The sequence below is a fragment of the Niallia circulans genome (assembly GCF_007273535.1).
In the GTDB taxonomy this organism is placed as follows: domain Bacteria; phylum Bacillota; class Bacilli; order Bacillales; family Cytobacillaceae; genus Niallia; species Niallia circulans_B.
On record NZ_RIBP01000004.1, the window covers coordinates 638,790 to 657,738 of the forward strand.

17 protein-coding genes are annotated in these 18,949 nt (G+C 40.0%); 3 read left to right on the plus strand and 14 right to left on the minus strand.

Features of this window, described 5'->3' with window-relative positions; genetic code table 11:
* Positions 1 to 8 precede the first annotated feature (8 nt).
* Both gatA and gatC read right to left on the minus strand, forming a co-directional pair.
* Positions 9 to 1,466, minus strand: coding sequence for an Asp-tRNA(Asn)/Glu-tRNA(Gln) amidotransferase subunit GatA (gatA, locus tag CEQ21_RS11075; protein ID WP_185764650.1), 1,458 nt, complete (start codon positions 1,464 to 1,466; stop codon positions 9 to 11).
* Positions 1,467 to 1,478: 12 nt separating this feature from the next.
* The gene (gene gatC, locus CEQ21_RS11080; RefSeq protein ID WP_185764651.1) at positions 1,479 to 1,769 is read right to left on the minus strand and encodes an Asp-tRNA(Asn)/Glu-tRNA(Gln) amidotransferase subunit GatC; all 291 of its coding nucleotides are present in this window, start codon (positions 1,767 to 1,769) and stop codon (positions 1,479 to 1,481) included.
* Positions 1,770 to 2,004: 235 nt separating this feature from the next.
* On the opposite strand from gatC, the gene CEQ21_RS11085 reads away from it, so the two are divergent.
* Positions 2,005 to 2,442, plus strand: coding sequence for a MarR family winged helix-turn-helix transcriptional regulator (locus tag CEQ21_RS11085; RefSeq protein ID WP_185764652.1), 438 nt, complete (start codon positions 2,005 to 2,007; stop codon positions 2,440 to 2,442).
* A gap of 402 nt (positions 2,443 to 2,844) precedes the next feature.
* Here CEQ21_RS11085 and CEQ21_RS11090 read toward each other — a convergent pair whose 3' ends face one another.
* From CEQ21_RS11090 to CEQ21_RS11130, 9 genes are all read right to left on the minus strand, one after another.
* Entirely contained in the window at positions 2,845 to 3,273 is a 429-nt protein-coding gene (locus tag CEQ21_RS11090) for an organic hydroperoxide resistance protein (RefSeq protein ID WP_185764653.1), read from the minus strand.
* A 205-nt stretch (positions 3,274 to 3,478) separates the two neighbouring features.
* Positions 3,479 to 3,916, minus strand: coding sequence for a YueI family protein (locus tag CEQ21_RS11095; protein WP_185764654.1), 438 nt, complete (start codon positions 3,914 to 3,916; stop codon positions 3,479 to 3,481).
* A 133-nt stretch (positions 3,917 to 4,049) separates the two neighbouring features.
* Positions 4,050 to 5,219 (minus strand): CamS family sex pheromone protein, encoded by a 1,170-nt coding sequence (locus tag CEQ21_RS11100; RefSeq protein ID WP_185764655.1) that lies wholly within the window; start codon positions 5,217 to 5,219, stop codon positions 4,050 to 4,052.
* A 15-nt stretch (positions 5,220 to 5,234) separates the two neighbouring features.
* The gene (ligA, locus tag CEQ21_RS11105; protein WP_185764656.1) at positions 5,235 to 7,241 is read right to left on the minus strand and encodes an NAD-dependent DNA ligase LigA; all 2,007 of its coding nucleotides are present in this window, start codon (positions 7,239 to 7,241) and stop codon (positions 5,235 to 5,237) included.
* Between the two features lie 21 nt (positions 7,242 to 7,262).
* Positions 7,263 to 9,476: a DNA helicase PcrA gene (gene pcrA, locus CEQ21_RS11110; protein WP_185764657.1), complete on the minus strand. Its 2,214-nt coding sequence runs from the start codon at positions 9,474 to 9,476 to the stop codon at positions 7,263 to 7,265.
* 55 nt (positions 9,477 to 9,531) lie between these two features.
* A complete protein-coding gene (locus CEQ21_RS11115) occupies positions 9,532 to 10,221 on the minus strand; it encodes a heptaprenylglyceryl phosphate synthase (RefSeq protein ID WP_185764658.1) in 690 nt (229 codons plus the stop codon).
* A gap of 248 nt (positions 10,222 to 10,469) precedes the next feature.
* A complete protein-coding gene (locus tag CEQ21_RS11120; protein WP_185767234.1) occupies positions 10,470 to 10,793 on the minus strand; it encodes a YerC/YecD family TrpR-related protein in 324 nt (107 codons plus the stop codon).
* Positions 10,794 to 10,826: 33 nt separating this feature from the next.
* A complete protein-coding gene (locus CEQ21_RS11125) occupies positions 10,827 to 11,879 on the minus strand; it encodes a DUF3048 domain-containing protein (RefSeq protein ID WP_185764659.1) in 1,053 nt (350 codons plus the stop codon).
* A gap of 221 nt (positions 11,880 to 12,100) precedes the next feature.
* The gene (locus tag CEQ21_RS11130) at positions 12,101 to 13,846 is read right to left on the minus strand and encodes an adenine deaminase C-terminal domain-containing protein (protein ID WP_185764660.1); all 1,746 of its coding nucleotides are present in this window, start codon (positions 13,844 to 13,846) and stop codon (positions 12,101 to 12,103) included.
* 138 nt (positions 13,847 to 13,984) lie between these two features.
* Here CEQ21_RS11130 and CEQ21_RS11135 point away from each other — a divergent pair, with 138 nt between their 5' ends.
* Both CEQ21_RS11135 and CEQ21_RS11140 read left to right on the plus strand, forming a co-directional pair.
* The gene (locus CEQ21_RS11135; protein WP_185764661.1) at positions 13,985 to 14,377 is read left to right on the plus strand and encodes a YgaP-like transmembrane domain; all 393 of its coding nucleotides are present in this window, start codon (positions 13,985 to 13,987) and stop codon (positions 14,375 to 14,377) included.
* Positions 14,378 to 14,585: 208 nt separating this feature from the next.
* Positions 14,586 to 15,470, plus strand: coding sequence for an SDR family oxidoreductase (locus CEQ21_RS11140; RefSeq protein ID WP_185764662.1), 885 nt, complete (start codon positions 14,586 to 14,588; stop codon positions 15,468 to 15,470).
* 43 nt (positions 15,471 to 15,513) lie between these two features.
* Here CEQ21_RS11140 and purD read toward each other — a convergent pair whose 3' ends face one another.
* From purD to purN, 3 genes are read right to left on the minus strand one after another with little or no spacing between them, the layout of a single operon-like run.
* Complete coding sequence (purD, locus tag CEQ21_RS11145; protein ID WP_185764663.1) at positions 15,514 to 16,770, minus strand: phosphoribosylamine--glycine ligase; 1,257 nt, start codon at positions 16,768 to 16,770, stop codon at positions 15,514 to 15,516.
* A 23-nt stretch (positions 16,771 to 16,793) separates the two neighbouring features.
* Entirely contained in the window at positions 16,794 to 18,329 is a 1,536-nt protein-coding gene (gene purH, locus CEQ21_RS11150; RefSeq protein ID WP_185764664.1) for a bifunctional phosphoribosylaminoimidazolecarboxamide formyltransferase/IMP cyclohydrolase, read from the minus strand.
* Positions 18,330 to 18,373: 44 nt separating this feature from the next.
* Positions 18,374 to 18,946 carry a phosphoribosylglycinamide formyltransferase gene (gene purN, locus CEQ21_RS11155; RefSeq protein ID WP_185764665.1) on the minus strand — a complete coding sequence of 191 codons (573 nt, stop codon included), beginning with the start codon at positions 18,944 to 18,946 and terminating at the stop codon, positions 18,374 to 18,376.
* Positions 18,947 to 18,949 lie beyond the last annotated feature (3 nt).

The following is an 18,949-nucleotide window of genomic DNA, read 5'->3' on the forward strand; positions in this document are numbered from 1 at the left end:
TTCACCCCTTACAGCGTTGGTTTTTGCTTATGATAATCCGTTGCCTGTTCGTATGCATATGCCACTTTGTAGACAGACTCTTCATCAAAGTGTTTACCGATAATTTGCAAGCCAAGCGGCAAGCCGTTTGAGAATCCACATGGCACTGAAATTCCTGGTACACCAGCAAGGTTAACCGGGATTGTCAGAATGTCATTTGCATACATCGTTAATGGGTCATTTACATTTTCGCCGATTTTGAAAGCTGGTGTCGGGGTTGTAGGTCCTACAATCACATCGTATTTCTCAAATACATCCTCAAAATCCTTTTTTATCAATGTACGCACTTTTTGTGCTTTTTTATAGTATGCATCGTAATAACCAGAGCTTAAGGCAAACGTTCCAAGCATAATTCTGCGTTTAACTTCATCGCCGAAACCTTCTGCTCTTGTCTGTTTATAAAGCTCAATTAAGCTTTCTGCATTATCTGCACGGTATCCATAGCGAATTCCGTCAAAGCGGGAAAGGTTCGCTGAAGCCTCTGAAGAAGAAAGCAGATAATACGTAGCCAATGCATATTTACTATGTGGCAATGATACTTCTTCCCATGTTGCTCCAAGCTTCTCCAATACCTTAAGGGCATCAAGTACAGACTGGCGTACCTCTTCGCTAACGCCTTCTCCCAAATACTCCTTAGGAACAGCGATTTTCAAGCCTTTAACATCCCCTGTAAGACCTTTAGTAAAGTCCGGAACTGCCACATTTGCTGATGTGCTGTCCATCGGATCTACACCTGAAATAGCATTAAGCAGGAAGGCATTGTCTTCAACTGTTCTTGTAATTGGTCCGATTTGGTCAAGTGAAGATGCAAATGCTACAAGGCCAAAACGTGAAATACGTCCGTATGTTGGCTTTAAGCCGACAACTCCACAATATGCTGCAGGCTGTCTGATCGAGCCGCCAGTATCTGAACCAAGGGAAAATAGAACCTCTCCAGCTGCAACAGCTGCTGCAGAGCCGCCAGAAGAACCGCCTGGCACTGTATCCAGATTCCATGGGTTTTTAGTATTCATATAATAGGAATTCTCTGTTGAGGATCCCATTGCAAACTCATCCATATTCAGTTTCCCGATTGTAATCGTGCCTGCATTATGTAATTTTTCCATAACAGTCGCATTATAGATTGGGTTAAAATTCTCTAAAATACGGCTTGAGCATGTTGTTCTCAAATTCTTTGTGACAATATTATCCTTAATACCGATTGGAAGGCCGAACAACGGTCCAGTCTTTTCACCTGCAGCAAGTATAGAATCAAGCTGCTTCGCCTGATTTAAGGCATTTTCCTCATCTAATGTTAAAAAGGCTTGTACTTTTTCATCGACATCTTTAATTCTCGTGTATGCTTCCTGCACCAAATCTGTTACAGAAAGTTCTTTTTTAAGCAGCATTTCCTGTAAATCAGCTGCTTTATGATCAAATAAGCTCATCCTCTTCCCTCCTTACTCTATAATCGATGGCACTTTGATCTGGCCGTCCTGATGTTCTGGAGCATTCTTCAATACATCCTCAACAGGAAGACCTTTTCCTGCAACATCTTCACGCAATACGTTTTTCACATCCAGCACATGGGATGTTGGTTTAACACCCTCTGTATCGATTTCATTTAATTGTTCAGCAAACGTAATGATTGCATCAAGCTGTTTCTGGAATTGTTCAGCTTCTTCTTCTGTAATTGCAAGTCTAGCAAGGTTTGCTACATGCTTTACCTCTTCTTTTGTTATCCTTGACATAATCGTCACCTCCAAGTACGTTCCATGCAATAATCTGATGATATCAAACAAGCCTCTATTAAGGCAACAGGAACAATAAAGTTATTTATATCTCCAGCCAATCCGCCTGTTTCTTCCATTACACATTTTTTACTTATTATGTGGATATAAACATTATGTACTTCTTCATTAGGAAAAAAAACTAAATTGGATTACAATAGAAATATGGAATGATATTTTAAAGTTGGTGAACTACATGACAAATGAAATAGACTTGCTTAGACTGGAAAATCAGCTCTGTTTTTTGCTTTATGCCAGTTCAAGAGAAATGACAAAAAAATATAAAACCCTGCTTGAGGAATTGGATGTAACTTACCCTCAATATTTAGTCCTCCTATTATTATGGGAGCATAAGGTATTAAGTGTAAAAAGCATGGGGGAACAGTTATACCTTGATTCAGGCACATTGACTCCAATGCTTAAGCGTATGGAGCAGAATGGTCTCATAAACCGGGAACGCTCCCAAGAGGATGAGCGCTCTGTCATGGTTTCCTTAACAGAACAAGGCAGCAGCCTTAAAGAGAAAGCAGCCTGCATCCCATTAGAGATATTTAAGCTTGCAAATAAAGAACCAGAGGAATTCAAACAGCTGAAGAACTCCCTCACCCAGCTTTTGCAGCAGCTTGGCAAATAAGGAGAAAAAAGGTTTAGACATAAGTATGTGAATCAGCGTAAAGACCGAACTACTTAATCAACTATGATTAAATAGTTCGGTTTTTTTGTTTTTAGTTTAATACAATAATTAGAAATCTCAGTGGAATGGAGCGGAGGCCACTCGACTCCTGCGGGAAATAGAGACGATTTTGACCCCGCAGGCGAAGACGAAGAGGCTGAAGCTTTCCCCGTGGAAAGCGAACGGGTGCAGCGCAATGAAACGAACTAATTTTAACTCCCCTATTCTATTTAGTAACAAGCTTCATTCTTCAAATTCAGATGTAATTTTATCATTTGTGTTTAGAAAGGTTATCTTTTGTTTTGTCCCAGCCTCTTTTTGTATAAAAAAAACACCATCGTATTTCTACGATGGTTAAATTTATTATGCAGCAATAACTTCCAGTGTCACTTCAATATTGCCTCTAGTTGCTTTTGAGTATGGGCAGAAATTATGTGCTTTATGAACAAGGTCCTCTAAAGTTGCTTTATCTACGCCAGTTCCTTTGACAGACAATTTAACACCAAGCTTAAAGCCTTGATCTGTTGGATCTTTAACCAGGCTGACACTCGCTGTTACTTCTGATTCAAATTTCACACGCTCTTTTCCAGCAATCATTTGCAGAGCTGAATCGAAGCACGCCGCATAACCTGCTGCAAACAATTGCTCTGGGTTTGTTGCATCCTCAATTTGCTTCGCTCTTGGAGTTCCAGGCATCGCTGTTTCTAATTGAATAACATAATCCTCTGATTCAACTCTTCCTTCTCTTCCGCCGACCGCTTTTACAGTTGTTGTGAATAATGTATCTGACATAGTTAAAACCTCCGATTAAATTTTTAATTTTACACAATTGTATTGTACACAATTTAATTTTATATTACAAGTATTAATACTTCCCAATTTATAATTCCCCAACATAAATAAATTAAGTTATTATTTCTTTATCACAGGCTCGTCTAATTTAAACGTTAACTTAAAATAAAAACCAGGAAAAAATTCTTTTTCCTGGTCCATCCTATTACTTGTTGAAAAGCTTTGCGAAAAAACCCTTCTTTTCCTTCGGTTCGTCTGTTATCTTGTCAGCTGTCGGTTCAGTAACATAAATGTCTTGTTTATCTACAGCATGGTCGTATGCGATCAATAAGCCGATTTCACTGTTATAATCATTGTTCGTCACCATTGTATATTCCATGTTTTGCTCGTTAGCTAATTTTAAGTACTTAGACAAATAAGAATAATCCAAGTGGCCATTTAAATACAGCTTAGCTCCTTTATTGCTCTTAATCGCTTCCTCGGCCTCTTTATAGATATTTGCTTCACTCACTTGATTTTGCAGCAGCGCTAGCACAACACGCTCTCTAATTGTTCCAAGAAATTTTCTTCTCTCTTCTGGCTTTGTCTCCTTCGCCCCGTACATGCCTTGCTGCAGGTAATCATCTAAATTTGGATTTGTCATACTTTCCAACTCCTTATATAGATACTCTTTACCACTATACTAAAAAAAATCCACACACAGTCATTTAAAATGTTGCAAAAAAATGAACAATCTAAAAAAATTACCCCAAAACTTTTTGGGGTAATTTTTTTGTTTATTGATATATATGAACAAACGGCTCGTCTTGACCTGCATCCCTAACAATAAGGGCTTCTTCCCCGTTAGCGGAGGAGATGCTCACCTGTACAGTCTGGTTTGTGTCCTTAAAGCGATCAATCACTTTTCCAGCCACATATTGGGAGAAGCCGATTACTTCTGTTGCCCCATAAAACTGTACCTTCATATCAATGCTAATACTGCGCAGCTTGTTGTTTACATAAAAACCTTTTCCGATAACGCCATTGAAATTAGGAAAGTACGCTTCAATATCGGTTTGGAATTTAGAGAAGGCAGCTTGCTCTGTCTTATATTGGCTATTTGTATTTGGAAAAATAACATACTTTTCATTAATATCCTTCCACTGTCCCAGGGAGGCTTCCCCACTGCCTGCATTTGCATAGGAAATAAAGTTACCTGGCACAACAGAGGATGTCTCTTTTTGTTCAAACAAGGCAATTGTTATAGGTACATTTTCCAGCCCTTCGATTTTTCTGAGCCGTTTAGTGACCTCTTCTGCGATACTTTTCCCTTCTCTTTCAAGGGTTTGCTCACTAATATCCTTCTTTTTTGTCGATCCGTTATCTTTTTCCTGGTAATAATACACAGAGTTTAATGCAAGGCCAATTGTTACTCCGCCAAGCTCCAGCTTATTTGTTTCTTCATTTTTTACTAAATAATCGTGCTCCAAAATATGAGCTAAATAGATCGGCTCCATATTACCAGATTCTTTTTTACTTTTATCTTCATCAGAAGGATTAAGACCAACATTGTCATTTGCTGATATTTTTTCGGCAGTAAGCTCCTTCTTTGTGTACTTCCTGTTCAGCCATGCAGCAACAGTTGAGCTGTTCAAATACTGGCCTTCTTGGAAATAATAATTATCTGTATCAAATGTATTTTGAGCAACACGCATTAAACCGCTCTCGAATTCACTGATATCGTATCTCGAGTTTAAATTGTTAACGACAAGCCCTCTTGCTTCAGATGTCTTAAAGGGAAGACTCATGCTGTAATAGTCATCCGAAATCTTGAATTTCGGCAGGATGGCTGTCTCTGTTTCATTGTCCCCTGTTTCACTTTTCACTTCTTCTTCCTTCTGAAAGTTCGGTGCACAGGCAGATAGGAAAAAAATGAGGCTCGCTACTAATATTAAGCTTCTTTTCATTAACATTACACACCTTTAACCTTTTAGTTCTTCCAACAGCTTTTCCTCGTCCCATATCTCAATCCCAAGCTGTTCTGCTTTCGTCAGCTTGCTTCCTGCATCCTCACCGGCTATAACGAGATCGGTTTTTTTGCTGACACTTCCCGTAATTTTTCCGCCTAAGAGCTCAATCTGCTCCTTTGCCTCATTTCGGGAAAGCTGTTCAAGCTTACCAGTTAATACAATCGTTTTGCCTGCAAACACACTGTCTGACTCTTCTGCTGCAACAGGTCTTGCTCCTGTATACTCCATGTTCACACCAGAATCCTTTAATTCCTGAATAAGCTCGGCCGCTTCTTCCTGCTCAAAGAAAGCAACGATGGAATCAGCCATCTTATCGCCTATTTCATTTATAGCTGTCAAATCTTCTCTAGTCGCAATTGCCAACTTCTCCATATTACCAAATTCCATCGCAATTGTTTTAGCAGCTTTTGAACCGACATGACGGATTCCTAGACCAAACAGCAGCCTCTCCAATGAGTTGCTCTTAGAAGCATTTATTGCATTTAACAGATTCGTAACTGACTTTTCACCCATTCGTTCAAGAGAGATAAGCTGTTCATATGTAAGCTTATAAAGATCAGCAACATCCTCAATCAGTTTTTCCTGGAACAGCTGGCTGACAACTCGTTCCCCAAGTCCATCAATATTCATCGCATTCCTAGAAACAAAGTGAATTAATCCCTCTCTTATTTGCGCAGGACATTTTGGATTGATACATCGTAAGGCAACTTCGCCTTCAATTCTCACCAATTCACTTTCGCATTCTGGACAATGTGTTGGCATTAAGAAGTCAACTTCCTCACCCGTTCTGCGTTCCACAAGGACATTCACAACCTCAGGAATAATGTCGCCTGCTTTTTTGACGACAACACTGTCACCGATTTTTATATCTTTCTCTCTTATAAGATCTTCATTATGCAATGATGCTCGTTTGACTGTCGTCCCTGCCACTTTGACAGGCTCAAGCAATGCTGTTGGCGTCAATACTCCCGTTCGGCCAACACTAAGTTCGATATCAAGAAGCTTTGTGACAACCTCTTCTGCTGGGAATTTATAAGCTATTGCCCATCTTGGACTTTTAGCAGTAGTTCCAAGCTCGTCCTGCTGTTCTAAGCTATCCACTTTAATGACAATTCCGTCAATCTCATAAGGAAGATGCGGACGCTTTTCCTGCCAGCCTTCTACATACTGTAAAACATCCTCAATTGATGCACAGCGCTGTCTTTCTTTATTGGTTTTAAAGCCAAGATTGTCAAGTAAATCAAGGCCTTGGCTATGTGAGCGGACACCCGTTTCTCCCGGGTCTCCAATCGCATATAGGAATATATCAAGATTACGGGAAGCTGCAATTCTCGGATCAAGCTGTCTTAAAGAGCCTGCAGCCGCATTTCTCGGATTTGCAAACGGTTCTTCTCCATTTTCATCCTTTGCCTTGTTAAGAGCCTCAAAAGATTTCTTCGGCATAAAGGCTTCTCCGCGGACTTCGATGCTTACTTGTTCGCTTAACCGAAGGGGTATGGAACGAATTGTACGCAGATTAGCCGTTATATCTTCACCTGTCGTCCCGTCTCCTCTTGTCGCTCCAAGCTCAAATAATCCGTCCACATAGCGTAGAGATACAGCCAGCCCGTCTATCTTCAGCTCACAAACATAAGAAAAGCTGTCCCCGATTGCTTGGCGCACCTTTCGGTCAAAATCCCGCAAATCAGCTTCATTAAAAGCATTCCCAAGACTGAGCATTGGTGAATGATGCTGCACCTTTTGGAACATGTCCAAAATTTCTCCTCCAACCCTTTGGGATGGAGAGTCGCTTGTTTTTAAGGCAGGGAAGGTTTCTTCCAAATCGACAAGCTCTTTTAGTAGTGCATCGTATTCTGCATCTGGGACAGAAGGATTATCAAGAACATGATATTCATAATTATATTTATTTAAAAGGTTATGCAGTTCCTTTGTCCTTTTTTCTGCTGCTTGTAGATCCATGCTTCCATTCCTTTCTTTTCATCAGCCTTTTTGAATCGGCGCGAATTTTGCTAACAGTCTTTTAATACCCACCGGGCTTGGGAAAGCGATATCGAGCTCTTTTGAATCTCCTTCGCCCTTGACGCTAACGACTGTGCCTGTTCCCCATTTTCCGTGAACAGCTTTATCTCCGACATTCCAGCCAATTCCTTCACCGCCAGTTGTCCTTGCCGCAGGGCGAACAACTGCTTTTCTTGCTTGTGCTGCAGGTGCTGCTGGTCTTGATGCAAATCGGCTTTCACTTTTTCTTTCAGGAATTCCTTCCAATAGCTCCTCTGGTATTTCCTTTATAAAACGGGAAGGAGGGTTCATATTCGTACGTCCGAATAATGTTCTCATTTGGGCATTTGTGATAAACAACTGCTGTTCTGCCCTTGTAATACCAACATAGGCAAGTCTTCTTTCCTCTTCCATTTCTGCTTCTTCCATAAGTGAACGGGAATGCGGGAAAACTCCTTCTTCCAAGCCAATCAGGAAAACTACCGGAAATTCTAGTCCCTTCGCAGAGTGAAGCGTCATTAGGACAACTGCATCCGCCTGGTTGCCGTCTTCATCAAGCTTGTCGATATCTGCGACAAGTGCCAAGTCTGTCAGGAATGCAATCAATGACTTGTCTTCGTTTGTATCTTCAAAGTTTTTCGTAACAGACATAAACTCTTCGATATTCTCAATTCTACTTTGAGATTCAATCGACTTCTCTGCTTTCAGCGCATCTAAATAACCGGATTTTTCAATAACTTCCTCCACTAGCTCTGTTACAGACAAGTACTCCTGCATTTCGCTGTAGCGTTGAATGAAACTGCGGAATTCTATCACTGCCTTTGTAATTTTCGGGCTCAATCCTATTAATTCAGCCGACTCAAGGGCATCGTACATCGACATATCATGCATTGCCGCAAAATTGTTGATTTTATCAATCGAGCTTGAACCAATCCCGCGCTTTGGTACATTTATGACCCTTTGCAAGCTTATATCATCATCCGGGTTGGCAATCAGCCTTAAATAAGCGAGTGTATCTTTAATTTCTTTTCGATCGTAGAACTTTATACCTCCAACGATGGAATACTCGATATTTGATTTAAGAAGCATCTCCTCCATTACACGGGACTGAGCGTTTGTACGGTAAAGAATAGCAATATCAGCCAGATTTTTTGAAGTTTCCCGTCTTATTTCCTGTATTTTTCCAATTACAAACTGTGCTTCACCTTGCTCACTGTCTGCACGATAGTAATGAATTTTATGTCCGTCTTCATTTTCCGTCCAAAGATTTTTGTCTTTTCTGCCAGAGTTGTTTTCTATAACCTTATTGGCAGCTTGAAGAATCTTTTTCGTAGAACGGTAATTTTGCTCCAGCATAACTACCTGGGCATTTGGGTAATCCTTTTCAAATGAGAGGATGTTAGCAATATCCGCTCCGCGCCATCTGTAAATAGACTGGTCAGAGTCCCCCACAACACAAAGGTTGCGGAATCTGCTTGCCATAAGCTTCACAAGCATATATTGTGATCTGTTCGTATCCTGATACTCATCAACGTGAATATATTGGAACTTGCGTTGATAGTATTCAAGCACCTCTGGAACACGCTGAAACAGATGAATTGTCTGCATAATCAAGTCATCAAAATCAAGAGCATGGTTCTTTCTCAATCGTCTTTGGTATTCCGTATATACGTCACTTGCAATTTGAGAAAAATAATCACCAGCTGTTTTTGCATACTCCTCTGGTGTAATCAATTCATTTTTGGCAGAGCTGATGCTTCCAAGAATTGCGCGAGGATCATGTTTCTTCGGATCAATATTTCTTTCCTTCAAAATTTGCTTAACAACAGATTGCTGATCTGTCGTATCCAATATCGTGAAGTTTCGGTTATAGCCGATTCTATCAATATCCTTTCGCAAAATGCGGACACACATGGAGTGGAAAGTAGATATCCAAATATCTTCGCTGGCACCGCCAAGCACTGCAGCTATCCTGTGTCTCATTTCCTTTGCTGCCTTATTTGTAAAAGTAATCGCCAGGATGTTATATGGGTTTACCCCTTTTTCGACCATTAAATAGGCAATTCTTTGTGTTAATACTCTTGTTTTACCACTGCCTGCCCCTGCCATTATCAATAGAGGGCCTTCAGTTGCCTTAACAGCTTTTTGCTGTTCAGGATTTAATCCGTTTAATATTTTATCTGTTAAATATTGCATTATCTCACCGCCATAAGAACATATATTCTAATCATACCTTTTTCCGTTACCTTAATCAATGAAGACTCTTGATTTTCACCGTGCTTAAAGCAGCAGCCAAATCCTCATAAATAATATTACCGACTACAATAACGTCTGCTTCCTTCGCCATTTGCTGTGCCATTTCCAATGATTTTATTCCCCCACCGTAAAACAGCACTGTATTACTTAAATGTCTTTTTGCTTCCTTCACAACTTCAACGTCTCCATAAATTCCGCTGTACTCAAGATAAAGAATAGGAAGATTAAACATATTCTCTGCCATCATTGCATATGCACCCACATCATCTGCAGTTAAATCAGTCATTGCATCAGTTGCCTTTGCTGCTTTACAATCACTGTTCAATATACAATAGCCTTGAACAAGTATTTCATCCCAGTTCATTATTTCCCCGTATTCCTTCACCGCTTCATGGTGCAGTCCTGTTACCCATTTTGCATCCTTACTGTTAAGAACAGCCGGAATAAAATAAAGATCAAAGCCAGGTGTAATGGAATCAATTGTTGATATTTCCAAAATGCATGGCACTGTATATCTTCTAACTCTGGACATAATGCTCAGTACGTTTTCAAGAGTAACTCCATCTGTACCGCCAATAATAATTGCATCTGTTCCAGACTCTGCTATTTTTTCTAAATGTTCATCAGATATTTCTTTATTTGGATCTAACTTAAAAACGTGACGCCACTCACGGACATTATACATGCAAAAATCCTCCATTCTAACTTACCATTACATCATTATAGCATTTGTATATGTTTCAAAAAAGAAATGAAGGGAGGCAAATTTCCATGTAAATATTTGCAGTTTATATTCTCTTCCTGACAACTACTTATTATCAAGTTTTCTAGTATTATATATGACGACTTACTGAAAAATAATGTTTCATCCTAAAGTAATAGTAGCTTTTTTAGCAAAAGAAAAAGCAGACAATGTCTGCCTGCCATGAATACTTATTCGTTTTCGCTATTTTCTTCTTTTGGAGTCTCATCCTTAATTCTGTCTAATGCCATAGCATATGAATCATTTCCATAGTTCAAGCATCTTTTCACTCGTGAAATTGTCGCTGTACTGGCACCAGTCTCTTTCTCGATGCTATGATAGGTATTTCCCTCTCTCAGCATTCTTGCAACCTCAAGTCGCTGTGATAATGATTGGATTTCATTGACTGTACATAAATCATCAAAAAACGAATAGCATTCCTCTAAATTGTCTAATGAAAGAATGGATTTAAACAACTGATCCAGCTCTTTACCTCTTAGTTTATCAATTTGCATTTTACTCATGCCTCCATCGGTTACATATATTAGTTATTGTGTCTCTAATGAAACGGCTGCGTTTAGTCCAGGATCGGAAGGTATGATGTTAATCCATGTTTTACCAGGAACAAATCCTATTTGCCTGCCTCCCTCAACTGGGAGAATTCGGCCATCTATGTTTTTCCACTCTACTTTTCTAACCTTGCCCTTTTGCAGCAAGTAGCCAATCCCACCAGATTGCAAATCTATATCTCGTCTTCCCTTGCTGTCTACTGTGTGATGCGCTGCTTCTATAACAAATACATTGCTTACAGCCACAGGCATACCTGATTCATAATCAGTGGTTTTTTCGCCATTTGAATATCTAGTATACTTCTCCGTATCTTTATCATAAAAAAATAAAGAGTTGTACTGTGGATTGGAACCATAATAAATAGATATTTTATTCGCTTCTTCCCCCTGTATCTGTTGTGCTTCATCATCATTCAAGAAGACAAGGGAACTTGGAGCTTCATCCATTTGAAAATTATTTTGTTCCGCCCCTTTAAGGATATTACTATAGCTGATATATGAATTGTGGGGCGCTTGCCTTTCTGAAGATCGCTGAAATAACGTCCCGTCATATTGCATGCCGTTAAGGTTATCAATATACCCTTCTGTTAACAGCTTCTTCGCCTCAGGACTATATCCATGCGCAAGGTAGAGGCTGTTATAGCCTTTAGCTAGCTCAATATAGTAATCCCTTGAGCTTCTGACAGGACCAATCATCTTAGGAACCTTGCTTTGAAAAATAGCTAGAAACCTTGTGACCTCTCCTTCTGCAAGAGCCTCATATACAATATCGGCATCTGCTAAACCAGTCTGCGGTCTTGCCTTCGGATGGTTATTAACCATCACAGCGATTGCACGCTCACTGCTTTTTTTATCAACAGCCAGACCTGATAAAGGATATGTATAGCCTAACTCATCCACACTGCCTTCATCTTTGCCTGCATCACCACTCTTGTGATTCTCATCATGCGTGCCAGCATTTTCTGGTTCCTTACTGCATGCTGTCATAAAAAGGAAAACTGCTGCCAAAATTAATATCAAGCTCTTTTTCATAAATCCTCCTAAAATAGGCGTATTTTTTTCAAATTTACCTCTGCTAGGAAGAATGACGGAAAAAATTATGGCGAAGCTGTCTCTTTTGAAAATAGGCTAAAATTACATTACCATATGGACCCTACTGTTTACTTGGCGTTATCAATACTTTACCGCTATATTGTTGCCTATCCATACATATATCAGAATATTCTCATTAATAAAAGAATCTCTTTTATATTTTAACGCATTATTGACGGAAAGAGTACATTTTTATTCATGACATCATATAAACCTCTCTGGGTTATTCTTATATATGGTAAATGGGTAGCGGAAAAGAAAACAAGTGTATAAATTGGATCATCAAATGGAAAGCCAGCGTCTTTAATATATTGTAATAGCTTTTTCTCTGTTTTTATTAGTTCATGAACTGGTATATCAGCCATTACTCCTTTTAAAGGCAATGGCAATTCTATTGCTAGTATGCCATCCTTATATATGACGATTCCCCCACCTATTTCCTTCAGTCTATTAAAGGCCAATATCATATCATTTTGATCTTTTCCTAACAGAATAATATCCCCATCTCCCGTATAGGAGCTCGCCAAGCCGCCTATTTCCTTAGAGAATCCCTTTAAAAGCGTATTTATTCTCCATTTTCCGCTTCTTCCTAACAGCATAAAGAAACATTCATCATGTTCTCGGGAAAGCGCTTCTCCAGATACATCAATTGAAATAGAATATGGTTTTGTGATGACAGAATTTTCGAGTTTAATCCCAAATGGCATGGAAAATTGCATATCATCACTAGTCAATTCCCAGTCAATCGCTAAATGCTCAAAACCGAATTCCTCCCAATCGATGGAAGGGTACACATCTTCCACTATCTTATCTGCACGTTTTACCCATATCCCCTTTGCTAATACAGTATGTGGCGTTGGGTTATCAGGATTGCTTAAGAAATTGATATCAGCGACTCTGCCGGTCGCAATATTTCCATGCAGATGTTCCATATTGTAGTATGTTGCAATATTTATTGTTGCCATATTATAGGCATCTACAGTAGGAATACCTTGTTCCATAGCTATGCGGATAAGCTGGTCGATATGTCCATTTTCATAGAAATACGAAGGGGAACCATCTGTTGTCAGCATACATTTATCGAATTGACTGATCCCAATCTCCTTCATTTCACGTAGCAGTCTTGGTAAATCAGGGCGAATGGATGAATATCTTAGGCTTACCATATATCCTTGCATTAAACGGTCAAACACCTCTTTGCCTGTCATCGCTTCATGATCACTGTCCACACCAAGCAGCATCAGCTTTGCTAAAGTCTTTTCAGAAGCCCCAGGAAAATGGCCTTCCACTTGTTTACGCATCCGTTTCGTTTCTTGAATCCAATGCAGCATCATGTCATCACCATCCAAAAGCTGCGGCCAGCCGCTCAACTCTCCACCTTGAATGACAGCATCATGCTCGAGCCAGCTCTTAACATTACTATGGGAGAATACTCTTTCCTCCTCTGCGAGCTCTGTCTGCGAATCATACCTGCACCACCAGTACATAGAGGAAGGAATATTTCGCATCTGCCCCATAAAAGAAAACGCTTTCTTTTTATCTAACTGCAAAGCTAATAACAGATTATCATTCACCAATGTAGTTGTTCCAAATTGAGATGTATATTGAGCAAGAGTAAGGGGATTATATATTTGAAAAGGATGAGAATGCGGCTCGATATAACCTGGCACTAAATATTGGCCTTCACAGTCGACAATTTCGCTGCCGCGAACATTTGCAGGCATATCTTGCCCGACATAAATTATTCTGTCTTGATATATCCAGATGTTCGCACAAATCCACTTTCGCAATATTTGGTTGAGATATTTTGCATTCTGCAAAATGATGGATGGCGCAATATCACCATTTAAAACGGAAACATGTTTTCTTAACACTTTATTTTTCCAACGGTATCGTTGCTCTAACATTGCTTTCTCCCCTTTTTTTATTAGCAGCTTTGTTTTATTTTTAAAAAAATGGAAAAGTTTTTCATTTAAGGTTATTTTATCACATAAAAATTTATCTAATATTACTATTACGTTAAATTTTTTAAGGAGGCTATCATTATGAACCCAAAACAAAATATCAGCTTGATTAATGCTATGATTCGCATCACACTTGGATTTATGTTTTTAGCGTGGAGCACAGCTAAGCTTGTTAAAAGACCCAATCAGCAGTCCTACTTATGGATAGCCTTACTTGCTGGAATGAAAATTGCTGAAGGTATTGTGCGCTATTGCCCGATTGTTGCTATATATGACAATAAGGAACAATTAATGAAGAAAAATTCCCAGCACACTTCTCATCCAGACTCTAAAGACAAACAAGATCACGAACATAAAGGGAAAAACGAAACAAAAGCGGAGCATACAGAAAAGGCTTCATCTGCTGATATTCAAAACATTATGAGTGAATTTAATCCCGCAACAATCTTTTCACCCGATGATATGAAAAAATAATCTATTAATGCCTGCAGCAAAAAAGCCTGCAGGCTTTTCAATGTATTCATACATAATATGCTAAGTGATTCCCTTCCATTCCTGCAATTTTTATTTCTGTTTGTAATTTTTCTTCCAAGTTTTTGTTTATTGTACGGATTGATTGGGAATCCAATTAGAGAAGCATAAAAAAAGACAATCGGAACTAAACCAAAAGGAGAGATTTATTTTGTCTAATCTAAACAATCCATTAGAGCAGTACTTTACAGGAGACTTCCCAAAACAATACCAAGACCCGCCTGGCCTTCAACAGAAAATGGAGCCAGTTCCAGACTGTGGAGAAAAAAGCTATAAAGGAAATGGCAGATTGACAAATCGCAAAGCACTTGTTACTGGAGGAGACTCTGGAATCGGTCGCGCAGCTGCTATTGCTTATGCGAGAGAAGGCGCTGATGTGGCCATCAATTATCTTCCGGAAGAACAGGCAGATGCTGAGGAAGTAAAGGAATTGATTGAAGCAGAAGGAAGAAAAGCTATTTTAATCCCTGGTGATTTGAGCGATGAAGCCTTTTGTGGTGAATTGGTCAAAAAAGCTTATGATGGCTTAGGTGGCCTTGATGTACTGGCATTAGTAGCAGGTAAACAGCAAGCAGTTGAGGATATTGCTGATTTGACGACAGAGCAGCTGCGCAGCACATTTGAAATAAATGTATTTTCATTATTCTGGGTTGTTAAAGCAGCGCTGCCGCTTCTTCCAAAAGGAGCTTCCATTATAACAACTACTTCTGTTCAAGGCTATAATCCAAGTCCAAACCTGTTGGATTATGCATCTACTAAATTTGCCATTACAGGATTTACGCGCGGCCTGGCTAAACAGGTTGCTGCAAAAGGCATCCGTGTTAACTCTGTTGCTCCAGGACCAATCTGGACAGCCTTGCAGGTTACTGGAGGACAACCTAGTGATCAAATTCCGCAATTCGGACAAAATACACCGTTACAACGCAGCGGACAGCCTGTTGAACTATCAAGCGTATATGTTTTCCTTGCATCAGAGGAATCAAGCTACGTTACAGCACAAGTATACGGAATTACAGGCGGTATCGAACTCGCATAAAAGGAAAATCCCAAACTGCAGGCAGTTTGGGATTCTTTTTTTCTTATTTAATTGCCTTAAAGCCGATGTCTTTTCTATAGAAGACACCATCGCTTTCCATCTTCTCAAGCTCTTTATACACTTTATCTTGGGCATCCTTGATTGTTTTGCTTTTGCCTGCCACAAGTAAAACACGTCCGCCGTCAACTGTAAAGTTGCCATCCTCATCAAGACTTGTGCCTGCATGGAAAACAGATACATCATCCATGTTTTCTAAGCCTTTAATAACAGCACCTTTTCCATAGCTCGCCGGATAGCCTTTTGCTGCAACAACAACACCAAGCATGTCCTCTTCATACCATTCAATGACAGGAGTCTCACCAGCTAAAATTGCCAATAAAATCTCTACTAGATCAGACTTCATTCTTGGAAGAACAACCTGTGTTTCTGGATCTCCAAGACGAGCATTAAATTCTATAACCTTCGGACCGTGCTCTGTTGCGATAAGACCGGCATAAAGGATTCCTGTAAAGCTTCTTCCTTCATTAATCATCGCCTGTACAGTCGGCTTGACGACTGTTTCAATCGCAGTCTGAACAATTGCTTCATCGATATGAGGAACAGGAGAATAAGCACCCATTCCTCCAGTATTAGGACCTTGATCACCGTCATATGCCCGTTTATGGTCTTGGGCAATTTCCAATGGAATAACCGTTTCTCCGTTAACGAAAGACATTAAGGAAAATTCCTCGCCTGCCAAAAATTCTTCGATAACTACTGTAGCAGACGCATCACCAAATTTAGCTCCAACAAGCATCTCCTCAAGACTTGTCAATGCTTCATCCACTGTCATTGCAACAGTAACACCTTTCCCTGCCGCAAGTCCGTCTGCCTTGATGACAATCGGTGCCCCAACTTTCAATACATAAGCTTTTGCCTGCTCAAAGTCAGAGAATGTTTCGTACTGTCCTGTTGGAATCTCGTATTTCTTCATTAAATCCTTTGCAAAGGATTTGCTGCCTTCAATTTCAGCCGCTTTTTGCTTCGGACCGAAAACTTTAAGACCGGCAGCTTCCAGCTTATCAACAACACCTAATAATAAAGGCACTTCAGGACCAACAACAGTCAGATTCACTTTATTATCTATTGCAAATTGGACTAGCTTGTCTACTTCAGTTTCTTCTATTGTGATACGTTCAGCAACATCTGTCATACCTACATTTCCTGGTGCTACAAAAAGAGTATCGACTAATTCGCTTTCCTTTATCTTTGTGCAAATGGCATGCTCTCTTCCACCACGGCCGATTACGAGTACCTTCATTATTTCATCCTCCATCAAAGCTTTTAGTGTTTAAAGTGCCTAACTCCTGTCAGTACCATCGCAATTCCATATTCGTTCGCTTTCTTGATGGAATCCTCGTCTCTGATACTGCCGCCTGTTTGGATAATTGCAGTAATCCCAGCTTTTGCTGCTGCTTCAACAGTATCGTCCATTGGGAAGAATGCATCTGAAGCCAATACTGCACCAACTGCTTTTTCTCCTGCCTGCTCCAACGCAATTTCCGCCGAGCCGACACGGTTCATTTGCCCTGCACCTACGCCTAATGTCATTTCTTTATTGTTGACGACAATCGCATTAGACTTCACATGCTTAACAACCTTCCAGCCAAACTTCAGTGCTTCCCACTCTTCGTCTGTTGGTTTTTTATCTGTTGGAATAGTAATAGTCGCATCATCTAATGAATAACGGTCGAAATCTTGAACAAGCAAGCCGCCTTCAATAGAAGTGAATTTCACTTCTTTTTTATCATCTTTAGTGAAAGGAATTGTCAAAAGACGAATATTTTTCTTTCCTTTAAGAACCTCTAATGCATCTTCTGAAAAGGACGGTGCAATAACGATTTCTAAGAAAATTTCGTGAAGCTTTTTAGCTGTATCAGCGTCCACTTCTCTATTCAGGGCCACAATTCCACCGAAGATGGAAACAGAGTCTGCCTCAAATGCTCTTGTAAATGCAGTGAAAATATCTTCCCCTGTTCCAACACCGCAAGGGTTGCTGTGCTTAATTGCTACAGCAGCAGGCTCTGTGAATTCCTTAACGATTTGGATGGCAGCATCCGCATCATTGATGTTATTGTAGGAAAGCTCCTTCCCGTGCAGCTGTGTTGCATTTGCAATCGAAAACGAAGATCCTAAAGGCTTGCGGTAGAAGGCTGCCTTTTGGTGTGGATTTTCGCCATATCTTAACGACTGCTTCAATTCATAAGTTACAGTCAAGGACTCAGGATTTTCTTCGCCTGTAAGATCGCTCATATATTGAGAAATCATTGAATCATACGCAGCAGTGTGACGGAACACTTTAGCAGCAAGCCTTCTTCTCGTTTCAAATTTCACTTCTCCAGCTGCTTTCAGCTCATCTACAACGATAGAATAGTCGCTTGGATCAACAACAACTGTTACATATTGGTGGTTTTTTGCAGAAGCACGCAGCATTGTCGGTCCGCCGATATCAATATTTTCAATGGCATCCTCCACTGTCACATCTTCCTTCGCGATTGTAGCTTGGAATGGATAAAGATTCACACACACTAGCTGGATTGGTGTAATTTTATGCTCCTCAAGCTGAGCTTGGTGTCCAGGTTCGTCAAATTTCGCCAAAAGACCGCCATGAATATAAGGATTTAATGTTTTAACTCTGCCTTCAAGGATTTCTGGAAATCCTGTTACATCACTAACACTAAGAACCGGGATGCCGCTGTCTTGAATGGCTTTTTTTGTTCCCCCAGTAGAGATCAGCTCGAATCCTAATTCATGAAGCTCTTTTGCAAAGCTTGTAATTCCTGTTTTATCCGAAACACTGATTAACGCACGCTTTTTCATCGCTTTATTTCCCCCTGTTTTCCTAAAATTGTCTTATGCTGCCTTCATATTTTTGTTAGGACTAACGTTTGAACAACCTTTGGATAAAGACCATGCTCTATCCTTTGGATTTTTGCCTGGAGACTCTCATTTGTTTCTCCTGCTGCAATTCCCACAGCTTCCTGTGCAATAATTGGACCTGTATCCATTCCTTCATCCACAAAATGAACTGTTACCCCTGTTTCCTTCGCACCTGCCGAAAGTGCTTGGCCGACTGCATCTTTACCTGGAAAATTTGGCAGCAAGGATGGATGGATATTAACTATTCTTCCAGGAAACGCCTGCAATAACGTATCTCCGATTAAGCGCATATACCCAGCAAGAACAACCAAATCAATCTCGTAATCTTTAAGCTTTTGCAGTATTTCCAACTCATACGCAGCCTTAGAAGGATAGTCTTTAGCACTAAATGCAAATACATCAATATTATGGTTTGCAGCCCTTTCGACCACATAGGCCTTCGGTTTATCACATACAAGCAATTTTATAGATGCCTGCAGCTCATTAGTTTCCACAGCATTAATGAGCGCTTGAAAATTGGAGCCGCTTCCTGACGCAAAAACAGCAATATTTTTCATGTC

Bases quoted from the DNA above. Each gene is read 5' to 3' on its own strand.
- gatA (WP_185764650.1), bottom strand. From the start codon at position 1,466: ATGAGCTTATTTGATCATAAAGCAGCTGATTTACAGGAAATGCTGCTT.
- gatC (WP_185764651.1), bottom strand. From the start codon at position 1,769: ATGTCAAGGATAACAAAAGAAGAGGTAAAGCATGTAGCAAACCTTGCT.
- CEQ21_RS11085 (WP_185764652.1), top strand. From the start codon at position 2,005: ATGACAAATGAAATAGACTTGCTTAGACTGGAAAATCAGCTCTGTTTT.
- CEQ21_RS11090 (WP_185764653.1), bottom strand. From the start codon at position 3,273: ATGTCAGATACATTATTCACAACAACTGTAAAAGCGGTCGGCGGAAGA.
- CEQ21_RS11095 (WP_185764654.1), bottom strand. From the start codon at position 3,916: ATGACAAATCCAAATTTAGATGATTACCTGCAGCAAGGCATGTACGGG.
- CEQ21_RS11100 (WP_185764655.1), bottom strand. From the start codon at position 5,219: ATGAAAAGAAGCTTAATATTAGTAGCGAGCCTCATTTTTTTCCTATCT.
- ligA (WP_185764656.1), bottom strand. From the start codon at position 7,241: ATGGATCTACAAGCAGCAGAAAAAAGGACAAAGGAACTGCATAACCTT.
- pcrA (WP_185764657.1), bottom strand. From the start codon at position 9,476: ATGCAATATTTAACAGATAAAATATTAAACGGATTAAATCCTGAACAG.
- CEQ21_RS11115 (WP_185764658.1), bottom strand. From the start codon at position 10,221: ATGTATAATGTCCGTGAGTGGCGTCACGTTTTTAAGTTAGATCCAAAT.
- CEQ21_RS11120 (WP_185767234.1), bottom strand. From the start codon at position 10,793: ATGCAAATTGATAAACTAAGAGGTAAAGAGCTGGATCAGTTGTTTAAA.
- CEQ21_RS11125 (WP_185764659.1), bottom strand. From the start codon at position 11,879: ATGAAAAAGAGCTTGATATTAATTTTGGCAGCAGTTTTCCTTTTTATG.
- CEQ21_RS11130 (WP_185764660.1), bottom strand. From the start codon at position 13,846: ATGTTAGAGCAACGATACCGTTGGAAAAATAAAGTGTTAAGAAAACAT.
- CEQ21_RS11135 (WP_185764661.1), top strand. From the start codon at position 13,985: ATGAACCCAAAACAAAATATCAGCTTGATTAATGCTATGATTCGCATC.
- purD (WP_185764663.1), bottom strand. From the start codon at position 16,770: ATGAAGGTACTCGTAATCGGCCGTGGTGGAAGAGAGCATGCCATTTGC.
- purH (WP_185764664.1), bottom strand. From the start codon at position 18,329: ATGAAAAAGCGTGCGTTAATCAGTGTTTCGGATAAAACAGGAATTACA.
- purN (WP_185764665.1), bottom strand. From the start codon at position 18,946: ATGAAAAATATTGCTGTTTTTGCGTCAGGAAGCGGCTCCAATTTTCAA.